The sequence below is a fragment of the Mesorhizobium sp. IMUNJ 23232 genome (assembly GCF_044326205.1).
GTDB lineage: Bacteria > Pseudomonadota > Alphaproteobacteria > Rhizobiales > Rhizobiaceae > Kumtagia.
In genome coordinates this window covers 83764-98645 of sequence record NZ_JBIRCY010000029.1, presented here as the reverse complement: position 1 = coordinate 98645, position 14882 = coordinate 83764, and the positions used below count along the sequence as shown (strand labels likewise).

Here is a 14882-nt window from a genome sequence, read left to right as displayed (position 1 = left end):
CCGACGTGCTGCCCACCGGACGCAACCTCTTCACCGCCGATCCGCGCACCATGCCGACGCCAACCGCCTTCGATCTCGGCAAGGCCGCGGCCGACGAGATACTGCGCCGCTATCTGCAGGACCACGGCGACTGGCCGCGCTTCCTGGTGATCGACCTGTGGGGAAGCGCCAGCCTGCGCACCGGCGGCGAGGAAATCGCGCAGGGACTTGCGCTGATGGGCTGTCGTACACAATGGGACCCCGCAACCGGCCGCGTCACCGGCATCGAGGTTTTGCCGCAGGCCCTACTCGGCCACCCGCGCATCGATGTCACCTGGCGCATCTCCGGCCTGTTCCGCGACATGTTCCCGACGCAGATCGCGCTGATGGATGCCGCCGCCCGAGCCGTCTCCGCCCGCGGCGAAGACGCCGCCGACAACCCACTCGCCGCCGAGACGCGCGCCGCCGGATCGACGCCCGCCCGTATCTTCGGCTCGTCGCCGGGCACCTATGGCGCCGGCGTCGAGGACATGTTGGCACGTGGCGAATGGAGCACCAGGGAGGAGATCGGAAAGGCCTATCTCGACAGCGCTTCCCATGTCTATGGCGGCGCCGAGGGCGAAGGCATCGCAGCCCCGGGCGCCTTCGCCGGCCGCATCGCCGAGGCCGATCTTCTGGTCCACACCGGCGATGACCCGACCCGCGACATCCTCGAAGGCTCTGCGGACGTGGCTTTCATCGGCGGCTTTTCAGCGGCACTCGCCGCGCTCGGAAGGAATGCCGACGTGATCGTGCTGGACACCACCGATCCGGCACAACCCCGCCCGCGCTCGGTGACCGAGGCCGTGACCCGCGTGGTGCGGGCGCGCGCCACCAACCCGATCTTCATCGAAGGCCAGATGCGGCACGGGCCGCGCGGCGCCTCCGAATTCGCCGAGACGGTCGACCGGCTGATCGGTTTCGCCGAGACCACCAATGCCATTCCGGGCGTGCTGATCGAGGCCTTGCACAACGCCTATCTCGGCGACCCGCGCGTCCGCGACTTCTTGCTGCGCGAGAATCCTGCAGCCGCCCGTTTCATCGCCGAGCGTTTTTCCGCGGCGCGGCGGCGCGGCCTGTGGCATCCGCTGCGCAACTCACTGGACGACGACCTCGCGACCCTCATCGCTGAAGCCTCCGACACGCTGATCGCGCAAGCCCCCGAGCCGCAGGCCGCCGAATGAACGCCCTGCTCAGACGCGGTGCCTGCCCAACACTGGCCGCACCGATGCCGACCGGCGACGGGCTGCTGATCCGGCTCTCGCCCGTTTCCGGCGGATTTTCGCCGAAGCAATTGATCGGACTCTGCGAATCGGCGGCACGCCATGGCAACGGCATCGTCGAAGTGACGGCGCGCGGCAGTTGCCAGTTTCGCGGATTTTCGCCCGCTTCCGCCGAACGTTTTGCCGAGGACGTCGACCTGCTCGGTATCGCGGTCCGCACTGGCGTGCCTGTCGAGACCAGCCCGCTGGCGGGCATGGACCCGGAGGAGATAGGCGATGCGGTGACAGTTGCGGGCCGTATCCGCAAAGGAATCGACGCCGCCGGGCTGACGGCCAAGCTTGGGCCAAAAGTGTCGGTGGTGGTCAATGGCGGCGGCCGGATTTCGCTCGACGATATTGCAGCGGATGTCCGGCTCACGGCCGATCAACGCGACGGCAAGGTGCTTTGGCACTTTGCCCTTGCCGGCGATGCGGAAACATCGACGCAACTCGGCTGGTACGACGACAACGGAGTGGTCGAAGCCGCAACAGCGGTTCTCCTCAGAATCGCGAGACAAGGCCGAGATGCGAGAGCAAGGGACGTTGCGCCCGATCTGATCATGAACCGCCCGGAAACGGCAAACGAGGCGCCATTGGCCGCCCAAGCAAGCCATTCAGGCTTTGACACCTATCGCCTGCACGCCGACCGCCACGCCCTCCCGATCTCCCTGCCCTTCGGCCACATCGACGCCACCGCCCTCATCACCTTCGCCCGCACCGCCGAAGCACTGGGCGTCGCCGAGATCCGCCCTGCCCCTGCGCGCTCCCTGCTGCCAATCTGCCCCTCCCTCGAAGCCGCGCGGGCATTACGCGAACAAGCCGCAAAGCTCGGCTTCGTCACCGGACCGGCCGATATGCGCCGGTCGATCGTCGCCTGCCCGGGCGCACCGGCCTGTGCGTCGGGCAAGATTACCGCGCGCGCCATCGCCGACGAGGTGGCCCGGTCGCTGCCCCCCAGCGCGCATGACCTTTCGATCCACATCTCCGGTTGCGAAAAAGGCTGCGCGCGGCAGTCGGCAGCCGACATCACCATTGTTGGCGACGAAAACGGCGCTGGGCTTGTCGTCCACGGAACAACCAAGTCAAAGCCCCTCGCCTACAGGTCGGCAGACGGATTGGCCGAAGCGATCGCGGTGGTAGCCACCAAACTTCACCCGGAACGGCGGTCGAGCATTGCAAAGGCCGGCGACGGGACAACGACAGCCCTTTCGCCCGTGCAAACGGCATGCTTGAAGGCGGCATTCGAACAGGACGGACCATGACGGCCTACGACTACATCCGCGACGGCGACGCTATCTACGAAAAGTCCTTCGCCATCATCCGCGCCGAAGCTGATCTGTCGCGTTTCTCCGACGCCGAGGCGGACGTCGCCATCCGCATGATCCATGCCTGCGGCCAGGTTGAGGCTGCGCGCCAGTTCGTGTTCGGCGAAAATTTCGTCGAGGCGGCTCGCGGCGCGCTCGCCGCCGGCGCGCCGATCTTCTGCGACGCCGAGATGGTTGCCCACGGCGTCACCCGCGCTCGCCTGCCGGCCGGAAACGAAGTGATCTGCACCTTGCGCGACCCGCGCACGCCGACGCTGGCGAAGGAGATCGGCAACACCCGCTCCGCCGCCGCGATAAAGCTCTGGGGCGAGCGCATGACGGGCAGCGTGGTCGCTATCGGCAACGCGCCGACGGCGCTGTTCTACCTGCTCGAACTGCTGCGCGACGGGGCGCCGAAACCGGCGGCGATCCTCGGCATGCCGGTGGGTTTCGTCGGCGCGGCCGAATCCAAGGACGCGCTGGCCGAAAATTCATACGGCGTGCCGTTCGCCATCGTGCGCGGCCGGCTCGGCGGCAGCGCCACGACCGCCGCTTGTCTCAACGCGCTTGCGAGGGCCGGCCTGTGAATGCGCAACCCAAGGGCCGGCTGATCGGCGTCGGCACCGGGCCGGGCGACCCCGAACTCCTGACCCTGAAGGCGGTGAGCGCTCTGGGCGAGGCCGACGTGCTGGCGCATTTCGCCAAGCGCGGCAACAACGGCAATGCGCGGGCCATCGTCGAGGGCCGGCTGAGGCCGGACATCATCGAACTCCCGCTGCATTATCCGGTCACGACCGAGATCGCCAAGGACCAGGACGATTACAAGGCGCGGATTCTTGCCTTCTACGAGGAGTCGGCGGCGGCCGTTGCGGGCCACCTCGACGCCGGCCGCACGGTGGCGGTGCTCTCCGAGGGCGACCCGCTGTTCTACGGCTCCTACATGCACCTGCATGTGCGCCTGGCGCATCTTTATGACACCGAAGTTATTCCCGGAATCACCGCCATGTCCGGCTGCTGGTCGGCCACTGGCCAGCCCATCGTCCAGGGCGACGACGTGCTAACCGTGCTGCCGGGAACCATGAACGAGTTCGAACTGGCGCGCCGTTTGGCCGACACGGATGCCGCTGTAATCATGAAGGTTGGCCGCAACCTGCCGAAGATCCGGCGTGCGCTGGAAGCCACCGGCAGGCTGGCGCGCGCCTACTATGTCGAGCGTGGCACGATGAGGAACGGGGCGACGATGCGTCTCGCCGACAAGGCAGATGACGCGGCGCCGTATTTCTCGATCGTCCTGGTGCCCGGTTGGCTCGGCCGCCCCGGCAGCGTGACGGCCTCCGGAGTGGTGCTGTGAGCGGCCGCCTGTTCGTCGTCGGACTCGGACCAGGCAATCCCGACCAGGTGACGCCGCAGGCCAACGCGGCAGTGGCCGCGGCGAAATTCTTCTATGGCTACAAACCCTATCTCGACCGCTTGCAACTGAGACTCGATCAGACGGCAGTATCGTCCGACAATCGCGAGGAAATTTCGCGCGCCAAGGCAGCACTTGCCAAAGCCTCCGAAGGCGAAACTGTCGCCGTTGTCTCGGGCGGTGATCCCGGAGTGTTCGCGATGGCCGCGGCGGTCTGCGAGGCAATCGAAGCCGGACCAGAGGCTTGGCGGGATATCGACATCGAGATCGTGCCAGGAGTAACGGCCATGCTGGCGGTCGCCGCCCGCATTGGCGCGCCGCTGGGCCATGACTTCTGTGCGATCTCGCTGTCGGACAATCTGAAGCCGTGGGAGGTCGTCGAGCGACGGTTGGCCGCGGCGTCCGAGGCAGGCTTCGTCATCGCGCTCTACAACCCGATCAGCAAGGCGCGACCATGGCAACTCGGCAAGGCCTTTGAACACCTGCGGAAAACCTTACCCGCTGAAACCATTGTGATTTTCGGACGCGCCGCTGGCCGCCCGGACGAGCGCATCGAGACTTTTTCGCTCGGCGACGTCGATGCCGGTAAAGCCGACATGGCGACCTGCATCATCATCGGATCGATGGAGACCCGGGCCATCCCGCGCGGCGGCAGGCATCCGCTGATCTATACCCCGCGTTCGTTGGCCAGCCAATGATCGATTGCGGCAATCGTAGCGTCGACTGTCTCCACGGTTGCCACCGGCGGCAGGGCTGGCCGGCGGAACAGGATCACTTCGATGCCCAGCGCTCGCGCCGCCGCGATCTTGCCGTAAGTCGCTGCTCCGCCGCTGTTTTTGGCAACGATGGCATCGATGCGGCGCTCAACCAGCATCGCCTTTTCCGCGTCCTCAGCGAACGGACCGCGCGCCAGAACATAGGTCGCATTCGGCACCGCCAGCGGCGGTTCGACGGGGTCGACACTGCGGATCAGGTAGGAATGCTGGGGAGCAGTTTCGAACGCGGCCAGTTCCTGCCGACCGAGCGCCAAAAACACTTTTCGTGGATGGGGGCCAAGCGCTGCGACGGCGGCTTGCGCGTCGGTGACCAACGTCCAGCGATCGTAGGGCTGGCGTCGCCAGGGCGGGCGGCGAAGCCCCAGAATTTTGATGCCGGCCTCCTCGGCAGCCTGCGCGGCGTTCGCGGAAATGCGCGCCGCATAGGGATGCGTCGCGTCAACGAGCAAGGAAATCTCCTGTTCCTTCAGATAGTTGGCGAGACCCTCGGCGCCGCCGAAACCACCGCTGCGCACCGGCACGGGATGGTCGACCGGGTTCGCCGTGCGTCCGGCAAGCGACAACGTAACATCGAACTCGGCGCGGCCAGCCAGCCGTTCGGCGAGTTGCCGGGCCTCCGTTGTGCCGCCGAGAATCAGGATGCGGTGCGTCATCATGATCGCTAATCAGAACATGGCGGCGGGACGATGGCTATCCGTCATCGGCATCGGCGAGGACGGACTTGACGGGCTCGGTGTAGAGGCCAGGCGACGGATCGCCGAGGCGGAAATCGTCTTCGGCGGCAAGCGGCATCTGGCTCTGGCGGCGACAGAAATAACAGGTGAATCAAGGCCTTGGCCGTCGCCTTTCGACTCCGAGATGCAGGCCGTTTTGGCCCTGCGCGGAAAAAAAGTCTGCGTGCTCGCTTCCGGCGATCCGTTTCTATACGGCGTCGGCACCACGCTGGCGCGGCATGTGCCGGCAGGCGAAATGCATGTAATTCCAGCGCCTTCCGCCTTTTCGCTGGCGGCGGGCCGGTTGGGCTGGGCGCTGCCGGAGATCGAGACCGTATCGCTGCACGGCAAGGCGATCTCGCTGATCCGGCCGCTGCTACATCCCGGCACCCGAATCCTCGCGCTCACGTCCGACTCCGATGCTCCCGGAAAGATTGCCAACTATTTGACGGAACTGGGTTTCGGGCTGTCGCGGCTGACGATCCTCGAAGCGCTGGGCGGTCGGGACGAGCGGCTCACGACGATGCGCGCCGACCATGTCATGCCCGAAAGAATCAATCCGCTCAATGTGTTGGCGATCGAATTGGCGTCCGCCGGCCCAATCGGCATGACATCACTGTCTTCCGGACTTCCCGAAAGCCTGTTCGAGCATGACGGGCAGCTTACCAAACGCGAGATCCGCGCGGTGACGCTTTCGTCGCTCGCCCCCCTCCGAGGCGAACTGCTTTGGGACATCGGAGCCGGTTCGGGATCGATCGCGATCGAATGGATGCTCAGGCATCCATCGATGCGAGCTATCGCGGTCGAATCGAATGGGGAACGGGCGGAACGGATAGGCCGCAATGCGACCACGCTCGGCGTGCCGGGGCTGGTCGTCGCGAAGGGGACTGCACCAGAGGCGCTGACTGGCCTGCCCGCGCCGGACGCGATTTTTATCGGCGGCGGCGGCAGCGAGCCCGGCGTGATGGGCGCGGCCATCGCCTCGTTGAAACCGGGCGGGCGGCTGGTTGCCAATGCGGTGACGCTGGAGATGGAGGCGGTGCTGATCGCCCGGCACGCGGCACTGGGCGGCGAGCTGATCCGGCTTGCCGTGTCACGTGCGGCTCCAGTCGGCACGATGACAGGCTGGCGGCCGGCCATGCCGGTCACCCAATGGATCTGGAAAAAACCATGATCGTCGCCGGGCTGGGCTGCCGGACAGGCGTGAGCGAGGCGCAGGTGCTGGCGGCGATCCGCGCCGCGCTTGGTGCGCACAGGATTGAGGCGATTGACCTTGAAGCGCTGGCGGTGCCGGAGCAAAAGACTGACGAACCGGCGATCCACCAAGCGGCGCAAACGCTGAAACTGGTCGTTCTGGTCATCGGCCAGGGGGAGTTGCAAACTGCCGGCGAGAGAACCCTGACCCGGTCCGAGCGGTCGCTGGACGCGACCGGCGCGCCATCAGCCTCCGAGGCGGCCGCACTCGCCGCCATCGGCCCGCGCGGAAAACTGCTCGGGCCGCGCGTCGCCGTCGGGCCGGTTACCTGCGCATTGGCGAGCAACGGGGTTTTGCCATGACCGTGCATTTCATCGGCGCCGGCCCTGGCGCGGCGGATTTGATCACGGTGCGCGGCCGCGACCTGATCGCCCGATGCCCCGTCTGCCTCTATGCGGGTTCGATCGTGGCGAAGGAGATGCTGGACTGGTGCCCGCCGGGCGCAAAAGTGGTCGATACCGCGCCTATGTCTCTGGACGAGATCGAGCAGGAATATGTGGCGGCACATACCACTGGCCAGGACGTGGCGCGGTTGCATTCCGGTGACCTTTCGGTGTGGAGTGCGGTGGCCGAGCAGATCCGGCGGCTGGAAAAACATGGGATTCCATACACGCTGACGCCCGGCGTACCCTCCTTCGCGGCGGCGGCGGCGAGCCTCGGGCGCGAGCTGACGATCCCCGAGGTGGCGCAGAGCCTGGTGCTGACGCGAGTTTCCGGGCGCGCCTCGAAAATGCCACCGAAGGAGACGCTGGCCGCCTTCGGCGCGACCGGTGCGACGCTTGCGATCCATCTGGCGATCCACGCCGTCGACCAGATCGTCGAGGAGCTTTCGCCGCTCTATGGGCCGGACTGCCCGGTGGCAATCGTGTTCCACGCCTCGCGGCCCGACGAACGCATCGTTCGCGGAACACTGGGGGCGATCGCGGGAGAGCTGGCGGCGGAGCCGATCGAACGCACGGCGGTGATTTTTGTCGGGCGCACGCTGGGTATCGGGGATTTTCGCGAGAGTTCGCTGTACGATCCGGCCTATCAGCGGCGGTTCAGGGGGCGGGAGTGAAGCCGCTTCTTGCAGAGACAAACCTCGACGGACGGCCTTCCAAGCGCGACGCTTGCCGCCGCTTATCTCTCCTTCACGGGCATAAAATCCTTCCGCCCCAGCAAACCACCCTCTCGGTCGAACACCAGGATTTCCAGTTCGACATCCGCCCCCCGCAAAGCCGGCGCGGCGGTGCGCCAGGCGGCGGCGGCAATCGCATCCCCTATCGGCACGCCCACCGCCTGCGCCATGGAAAAGGCCTCGGCCACGGTGTTGGCGCCCTTCACCGCATCCGCGAGTTCGGCGGAACCGCCTGCGCCCATGACCAGCGCCGCCAGCGCATCAAGATCGGCGGCACCCCGCTTGGAATGCACGTCGAGCATGCCTTGCGCCAGCTTGGTCATTTTCGCCACGCCGCCGGCGATGGTGACGCGCGGCACGGGATGCGCCCGCACATATTTCAGCATGCCGCCGACAAAATCGCCCATGTCGATCAGCGCCACCTCGTGCAGATCGTGGAATTTCTGCACCGCCGCCTCGGAGGAATTGCCGGTGGAGCCGGCGATATGGGTGAGGCCCATGGCGCGGGCGACGTCGATCCCGCGGTGGATGGAATGAATCCAGGCCGAGCAGGAATAGGGGATGACGACCCCGGTCGTGCCGAGAATGGAGATGCCGTGCAGAATGCCGAGGCGCGGATTGAGCGTCCTTTGCGCCAGCACCGCACCGTCGGGCACGGATATCTCGACCTCGATGTCGGCTCCCTCGCCCGCCGCCTCATGCACCGAATCGGCAATCATTTTTCGCGGCACCGGATTGATCGCCGGCTCGCCGACCGCGACCGGCAGACCAGGCCGGGTGACGAGGCCCACACCCTCGCCGCGCCGGAACGTGATGCCGGAACCCGGCGACCCGCGGCGCACGGTAGCCTTCACCAGTGCGCCATGGGTGACGTCCGGATCGTCGCCCGCGTCCTTGATGATCCCCGCCGTCGCCTCGCCGTCGCCGGCCTCGTTGATGGCGAGCGCGAAGGCGACGCGCCGTCCGCCGGGCAGGCCGATCTCCACTGGGTCGGGGAACTCACCGGAGATGAGGGCAACACTGGCGGCCTTCGCCGCGGCGGCGGCACAGGCGCCGGTGGTCCAGCCGCGCTTCAGCGGTCGCTCTTCTGTCTCCATGATGTCGTCTATAGGCTTGCGGAAGCATCCAGTCATGGGCGAAAGCGGCATCCATGAGCCTTGCCGACGCCATCGCCCGCCTCGACCACCGCCCGAAGGATTTTTTGCCGGGTCATGTCTGGCTGGCCGGCGCCGGCCCTGGCGATCCGGGCTGCCTGACGCTTGATGTGCTTTCGGCGCTGGCCGAGGCCGATTGTGTCGTCTACGACGCGCTGGTCTCGGAAGCCGTGCTGCGGATCGCCGGCACCACCGAACTGCATTTCGCAGGAAAGCGCGGCGGAAAGCCCTCGACCGACCAGGAAGATATCACAAAGCGGCTGATCGGCTTCGCGCGGGAGGGCAAGCGCGTGCTGCGGCTGAAGGGCGGCGACCCATATGTTTTCGGGCGCGGCGGCGAGGAGGCGCTGGCGCTGGTGCGGGCGAAAATCCCGTTCCGGGTGCTGCCGGGGCTGACCTCGGGCTTCGCCGGGTTGGCGGGCGTCAACATTCCAGTGACAATGCGCGGCATCAACAAGGCAGTAGTGCTGGCGACCGGCCATGCGGCCGGCACTGACGAGGATCTCGACTGGGCCGCTCTCGCAAAAACCGGACAGCCGATTGTCGTTTATATGGGACTGAAAAACCTGCCGCTGATCGCACCGGCACTCGTCGCCGGCGGACTTGCCGCCACCACGCCGGCGGCGGTGATCGAGCATGCCACCACGCCGCGCGAACGGGTGGTGGTGGCGACGCTCGGCACGCTGGCGGATGAGGCGGCGAAGGCCGGCATCGCCGCCCCGGCGCTGATCGTCATCGGCGGCATCGTCTCGATGCGGGCGGAGCTGGCCGGGCGATGACCGCGCGCGGCATCATCATCGGCGCGCCGCGCTCGGGGTCGGGCAAGACCAGCGTCACCATCGGCCTGCTGCGCGCGCTGAAGCGGCGTGGTGTTGCCGTGCGCGGTGCGAAATCCGGGCCGGACTATATCGACCCGGCCTTCCACGAGGCGGCGACCGGTTTGCCCGGCGTCAATCTCGACTCCTGGGCGATGCATCCTGCCCTGCTCGACGCGCTTGTCGCCGGAGCGGCGGAACAAGCGGACATCGTCGTCATCGAAAGCGCCATGGGGCTGTTCGACGGGATTGTGTCGGCTGAGGGTCGGTCGGGTTCGGCCGCCGATCTGGGGCGGCGCTATGGCCTGCCGGTGCTGCTGGTGCTCGACGTGTCGGGCCAGTCGCAAACGGCGGCTGCTGTGGCGAAGGGCTTTACCGTCTACGATCCGGCCGTGCGCATCGCCGGCGTCGTGCTGAACAGGGTGGGCAGCGAGCGACACCGGAAACTGGCGGGCGAAGCCATCGAGGCAATCGGCCTGCCTGTGGTCGGTTCCGTGATGCGCGACCCGTCGATGACGTTGCCGGAGCGGCACCTGGGACTGGTGCAGGCCAGCGAACACGCCGATCTCGATGCGCATATCGAGCGGCTGGCGGATGTGATGGAGCGCTCGCTGGATGTCGGGCGGATCGTTGGGATGGCGGGGATGATTTGCGATGTCACACCCCCCTCTGTCCTGTCGGACATCTCCCCCTCAAGGGGGGAGATTGGGCCGGCCGCTCGGCTTTCGCCAATCACCAGCGGCGCAGGACAGGCGCGGAGCGTAGAGCTGCGAATCTCCCCCCTTGAGGGGGAGATGTCCGACAGGACAGAGGGGGGTTTGAAAAGCGCGGTTTCCGGCTTTGTCAGCCCAACCGAAGCAACCGCAATCTCCCTCCCCCCGCCCGGCCAGCGCATTGCGCTGGCAAAGGATGCGGCATTCACCTTCCTCTATCCGCATCTGATCGCCGCCTGGCAGTTGGCGGGTGCCGAGATCGTGCCGTTCTCGCCGCTGGCCGGCGAGCCGCCCGACGAAACCTGCGACGTATGCTGGCTGCCGGGCGGCTATCCTGAACTGCATGCTGGAAAACTGGCGGCGGCGCGGAATTTCATCGACGGCATGCAGCGGTTTGCTGCGAAAAAGCCCGTTCATGGCGAGTGCGGCGGCTTCATGGTGCTTGGGGAGTCGCTGGTGGACGCGGACGGTACGGCACACAAAATGCTCGGCCTGCTGGGGCACTCGACGAGTTTTGCGAAACGCAAGATGAACCTCGGCTATCGGCAGGCGACGTTGCTGGCGGATTGCCCGATCGGGAAGAAAGGCGATGTCGTGCGCGGCCATGAGTTCCACTATGCGCAGCTTGTCGATGCCGGGCCGGACGAAAAGCTGGCCGAGATTGCCGATGGGCAGGGTGTGGCGCTGGGTGCGTTCGGTGGGCGGCGCGGATTGGTGAGCGGGACGTTTTTTCATGCGATAGCGGGAGTGAAGGGGTGAGCGCGGATTTAGACTCTTCAGGCATATACTCGCGAGCTTCGCGCTCCGTCCAACACCCCTCATCCGCCTCGCTGCGCTCGGCACCTTCTCCCACAAGGGGAGAAGGTGGAGCACTGCATCAACGCCTCCACCAATCACCAACGTCGGAGATTTGCAGCAGCGCAGGCGCGAAACTCCCCCTTCTCCCCTTGCGGGGTCCGAAGGACGGGCCGAGACCAGTGGCTCGGGCCAGGGCGGTGTCGAGCCCGCAGGGCGAGACGGATGAGGGGTGTTCCAGCTTGGCGGGCCGGCTGTAATGACCTCCCCTCAAACCCTCTTGCGCGATATCGGCTTCAGCACAATGTTCTTCACGCGCCTACCTTTGCCCGGGTTGGACCTTTCCGGGCGCAGCCTGGCGTCCGCGATCTGGGCCGCACCGATAGCCGGCTGGGTCATTGCGCTGATCGGCGGAGCTACGTTCTGGGCCGCGAGCCGGCTCGGACTGCCGGCCGGACCGGCGGCGGCTCTGGCGCTGGCGGCGACAATGCTCGCCACGGGGTGCCTGCACGAAGACGGGCTTTCCGATACCGCCGACGGATTCGGCGGTGGCCGGAGCCGCGACCGCATCCTCGAAATCATGCGCGACAGCCGCATCGGCGCGTTCGGCGCCTGCGTGCTGGCGCTATCCATCTTGCTGCGCTGGAGCGCACTGGCGGTGCTGGCGGACGGCACGGCGGCGGGTTCTCCATCCGGGCCGGGAGCGGCCTATTCCGCCTCGTCCCTGGTTTTTGCGGCACTGCTTGCCGCGCACGGTGGCTCGCGCGCGCTGTTGCCGGCCTTCCTGCATCTCTTGCCGCCGGCGCGCACGGATGGCCTCTCGGCCGGCGCGGGAACCGTCGGGCAGCCTGTGGCGGGCGCGGCACTTGCGCTGGGTTTTCTGTCGCTGATGGCGCTTGGCCTTTCCGCCGCGCTGGTGGCGGCGGTTTTGCTGGCGGCGGCATTCCTGGCCTTCCGCGCGCTCTGCCTGAACAAGATCGGCGGGCAGACCGGCGACACCGCCGGCGCGCTTCAGCAGATCGCCGAAATCCTTATCCTGCTCGTTACTTCCGCCGTTTTCTGACCTGTTGCTTCCATCGTTTGCTAAAGGGGAATTTCCATGAATTTCGCGTCCTTCGAAGCCTTGCGCGCCGCCTGCCAGGATTTGCCTACCGGCGATCCGAAGGCTGCGGAAGCCGTCGCCCGTCGCCAGGACACGCTGACCAAACCGCAGGGCAGCCTGGGCCGGCTGGAGACGCTGGTCGCTTGGCTCGCCCGCTGGCAGGGTCGCGAGGTGCCGAAGCTCGACCGGGTCAAGGTGATCGTCTTCGCCGGTTCGCATGGTGTGACCGCGCAGGGTGTGTCGGCTTTTCCGCCGGAAGTGACGGCCCAGATGGTCGCGAATTTCGCTGCCGGCGGCGCTGCTATCAACCAGCTTGCGAAAATGGCCGGCGCGGAACTGGACGTCATTCCGCTGGACGTCGAGCGCCCGACCGCCGACTTCACGTTGGCGCCCGCGATGGACGAGCAGGAGTTCCTGGCGGCAATCGCCCGCGGCTACGAATCGGTCGAGGCCGAAACCGACCTGCTGTGCTTCGGCGAGATGGGCATCGGCAACACCACGGCGGCGGCGGCGATCGCCTCCGCCCTGTTCGGCGGCGTAGACCAGTGGGTCGGGCGCGGCACCGGTGTCGACGACGCGGGGCTCGGCCGCAAGACCGCGGCGATCGAGGTGGCGATGAAACTGCATGGCGAGGTGCTGCACGACCCGCTGAAGGCGGCGGCAGCAGTCGGCGGGCGCGAGCTTGCCGCGATCATGGGGGCGACGCTCGCCGCCCGCCACAAGGGCGTTCCCGTGCTGCTTGACGGTTTTGTCTGCACGGCGGCGGTGGCGCCGATGGTGCGGCTGCATTCGCACGGACTGGATCATGCTGTCGCCGCGCATGTATCCGCCGAAGCCGGGCATCGCGGTCTGCTGTCGGCCATGAACCTCAAGCCGCTGTTCGACCTCGGCATGCGGCTCGGCGAAGGCTCGGGCGCGTGCCTTGCCGTCAACGTCCTGCGCTCGGCGCTGGCCTGCCACACTGGCATGGCGAGTTTTGCGGATGCGGGCGTGTCGGGCAAGGAGGCAGGTCCGGCGTAGCGCCGCCCGGGAACCATCGTTCGGCCTGTCGCGTTTGACGAGCGGTTTCCCGAATCTTGCGCAAGGACATCCCGATGGCTTCCACCTTCTCGAAATTCCGCGACGACATGACCGACGAGCTTGAGGACCAGGTGGCGCGGTTGCAGAAGGAAGTCGAAGTGCTGCGCAAGGCGCTGGGAAAACGTGGCGCTGCGGCCTATGACGACACCCGCGAGACGGCCTCAGATTTTTATGACGAGATCGCCAGCCGCGTCGGCGACGCCCTGCCGATGATCCAGAAGCAGTCGCGCGTAGTACAGCGTGCCGCCACCGACCATCCGCTGACGACCGCCGTCGTCGGGCTGGCGGTAATCGGGCTGGTGGTGGGGTTGTTGTCGCGGCGGTAGCAAGGCGACCCTAACCAACGACTGCCATCGACTCTACGGGCGGGAGCAGTTCCTCGACGGCAGGAAGGTCGGAAGACCAACCCTCAGAAATAGCACTGTGGCCCCTTGCCCCTGGCGTAGGCGCTACGCTCGCCGCACTGATTGCCGTTTAGCATCAGGTCATACGGGCACTGGCAGTCACCGCCCTGCGGCGCGCGGGTGGGACGTAGAGCGCCCCACATCGACTTGTCCTCGGGCAGCGAGATGGGCACGGCCGCAGGCGCCGCTTCGGACTCCGTCACGGCCGGCATGGCCTCGGGCTCCGGCGCAACGTCCTGCTTCGGCCGAGGCGCGAATGCAAGCTCCGACGGATCGGCAGGCGCAGCCTGCGGCGCGGGCTTCGGCACGACGGCCACCGCCGGAGTGGGCTTCGGCACGGCAGCAACGGCCTCAAGCGGGACCGGACCAGCCTTCAGATAGTCGCCATGCACCCAGCCCACCATGCCGTCGGCGGAAACCTTTCGCCATTTGCCGTCGGTGACGCTGGCTTCGACGGTCTGGCCGCCCTTCAGCGTCGCCACGACGGCGCTGGAGGTGCTGGCTTCCTTGCGCAGGCGGACTTTTTCGGTGGTGCGCATCGTCACGGAAGTCGGCGCGACCGGCTTTTCCGGGCGCGGGATCGAGGCGGTGACGAGCTCAGACGGTTTCGGCTCGGGCGCGACGGCGACCGCCGGGGCGGATGCCGGCTCGGGCTTCTTCTTCTCGACAGATGCCTGTTGGCTGTCGCGCTGGCGCTGCCAGTGCTCGCGCTTCGGCGGCTCCTGCATCATCGCCCAGGCACCGGCCACGACCGCGCCGAGCACGAGCCAGCGCAATCTCGGCAGCCCCATCATGGACGCTGCCGAAAACTTCGAACGGGGCTTTGCTTTTGCCGGTTTCTTCGCCATGCGTTCATCATGAACCCAATGCCTTAAGGCTTGGTTTACCACGATCGCCGGCCGTGACTGGACCAGCCTTTGCCCCGCCTTAGCGGTTGCGCGATGCCCGGATAGTTGCGAAACGCCC

General features: G+C 66.9%; 16 protein-coding genes. 13 read left to right on the top strand and 3 right to left on the bottom strand.

The annotated features are described in order from the left end of the window. The 5 genes from ACH196_RS21015 to ACH196_RS20995 form a co-directional block, all read left to right on the top strand. Positions 1-1202, top strand: a 1202-nt coding sequence (locus tag ACH196_RS21015; protein ID WP_396648881.1) for a cobaltochelatase subunit CobN, incomplete at its 5' end; no start/stop codon positions are given. After that, positions 1199-2542 (top strand): precorrin-3B synthase, encoded by a 1344-nt coding sequence (gene cobG, locus ACH196_RS21010; RefSeq protein ID WP_396648880.1) that lies wholly within the window; start codon positions 1199-1201, stop codon positions 2540-2542. The genes ACH196_RS21015 and cobG, both read left to right, overlap by 4 nt. Next, entirely contained in the window at positions 2539-3171 is a 633-nt protein-coding gene (locus tag ACH196_RS21005) for a precorrin-8X methylmutase (RefSeq protein ID WP_396648879.1), read from the top strand. The genes cobG and ACH196_RS21005 overlap by 4 nt, the downstream gene beginning before the upstream one ends. Further along, positions 3168-3935, top strand: coding sequence for a precorrin-2 C(20)-methyltransferase (locus tag ACH196_RS21000; RefSeq protein ID WP_396648878.1), 768 nt, complete (start codon positions 3168-3170; stop codon positions 3933-3935). The genes ACH196_RS21005 and ACH196_RS21000 overlap by 4 nt, the downstream gene beginning before the upstream one ends. Then, positions 3932-4690 carry a precorrin-3B C(17)-methyltransferase gene (locus ACH196_RS20995; protein ID WP_396648877.1) on the top strand — a complete coding sequence of 253 codons (759 nt, stop codon included), beginning with the start codon at positions 3932-3934 and terminating at the stop codon, positions 4688-4690. Before ACH196_RS21000 ends, ACH196_RS20995 begins: the two co-directional genes overlap by 4 nt. Here the strand turns inward: ACH196_RS20995 and ACH196_RS20990 are convergent. Next, on the bottom strand, positions 4660-5421 hold the full coding sequence (locus ACH196_RS20990) for a cobalt-precorrin-6A reductase (protein WP_396648885.1): 762 nt from the start codon (positions 5419-5421) through the stop codon (positions 4660-4662). The two genes, ACH196_RS20995 and ACH196_RS20990, sit on opposite strands and share 31 nt — an antisense overlap. Position 5422: 1 nt before the next feature. Between ACH196_RS20990 and cbiE the strand changes: the two genes are divergently transcribed. From cbiE to cobM, 3 genes are read left to right on the top strand one after another with little or no spacing between them, the layout of a single operon-like run. Next, positions 5423-6655 carry a precorrin-6y C5,15-methyltransferase (decarboxylating) subunit CbiE gene (gene cbiE / locus ACH196_RS20985; protein WP_396648876.1) on the top strand — a complete coding sequence of 411 codons (1233 nt, stop codon included), beginning with the start codon at positions 5423-5425 and terminating at the stop codon, positions 6653-6655. Further along, entirely contained in the window at positions 6652-7038 is a 387-nt protein-coding gene (locus ACH196_RS20980) for a cobalamin biosynthesis protein (protein ID WP_396648875.1), read from the top strand. The genes cbiE and ACH196_RS20980 overlap by 4 nt, the downstream gene beginning before the upstream one ends. Next, positions 7035-7793 carry a precorrin-4 C(11)-methyltransferase gene (cobM, locus tag ACH196_RS20975; RefSeq protein ID WP_396648874.1) on the top strand — a complete coding sequence of 253 codons (759 nt, stop codon included), beginning with the start codon at positions 7035-7037 and terminating at the stop codon, positions 7791-7793. Before ACH196_RS20980 ends, cobM begins: the two co-directional genes overlap by 4 nt. A 62-nt stretch (positions 7794-7855) precedes the next feature. On the opposite strand, the gene ACH196_RS20970 is transcribed toward cobM, so the two are convergent. Continuing rightward, the gene (locus tag ACH196_RS20970) at positions 7856-8950 is read right to left on the bottom strand and encodes a cobalt-precorrin-5B (C(1))-methyltransferase (RefSeq protein ID WP_396648873.1); all 1095 of its coding nucleotides are present in this window, start codon (positions 8948-8950) and stop codon (positions 7856-7858) included. 53 nt (positions 8951-9003) lie between these two features. Between ACH196_RS20970 and cobA the strand changes: the two genes are divergently transcribed. The 5 genes from cobA (at position 9004) to ACH196_RS20945 (ending at position 13838) form a co-directional block, all read left to right on the top strand. Continuing rightward, entirely contained in the window at positions 9004-9786 is a 783-nt protein-coding gene (cobA, locus tag ACH196_RS20965) for a uroporphyrinogen-III C-methyltransferase (RefSeq protein WP_396648872.1), read from the top strand. After that, a complete protein-coding gene (locus tag ACH196_RS20960; protein ID WP_396648871.1) occupies positions 9783-11294 on the top strand; it encodes a cobyrinate a,c-diamide synthase in 1512 nt (503 codons plus the stop codon). Before cobA ends, ACH196_RS20960 begins: the two co-directional genes overlap by 4 nt. Positions 11295-11589: 295 nt before the next feature. Next, entirely contained in the window at positions 11590-12393 is an 804-nt protein-coding gene (locus ACH196_RS20955; protein ID WP_396648870.1) for an adenosylcobinamide-GDP ribazoletransferase, read from the top strand. 36 nt (positions 12394-12429) lie between these two features. Next, positions 12430-13452, top strand: a complete 1023-nt coding sequence (gene cobT, locus ACH196_RS20950; protein WP_396648869.1) for a nicotinate-nucleotide--dimethylbenzimidazole phosphoribosyltransferase — start codon at positions 12430-12432, stop codon at positions 13450-13452. Between the two features lie 74 nt (positions 13453-13526). After that, positions 13527-13838: a YqjD family protein gene (locus tag ACH196_RS20945; protein ID WP_396648868.1), complete on the top strand. Its 312-nt coding sequence runs from the start codon at positions 13527-13529 to the stop codon at positions 13836-13838. A gap of 83 nt (positions 13839-13921) precedes the next feature. Here ACH196_RS20945 and ACH196_RS20940 read toward each other — a convergent pair whose 3' ends face one another. After that, on the bottom strand, positions 13922-14764 hold the full coding sequence (locus ACH196_RS20940; RefSeq protein ID WP_396648867.1) for an SH3 domain-containing protein: 843 nt from the start codon (positions 14762-14764) through the stop codon (positions 13922-13924). Between the last annotated feature and the right edge of the window lie 118 nt (positions 14765-14882).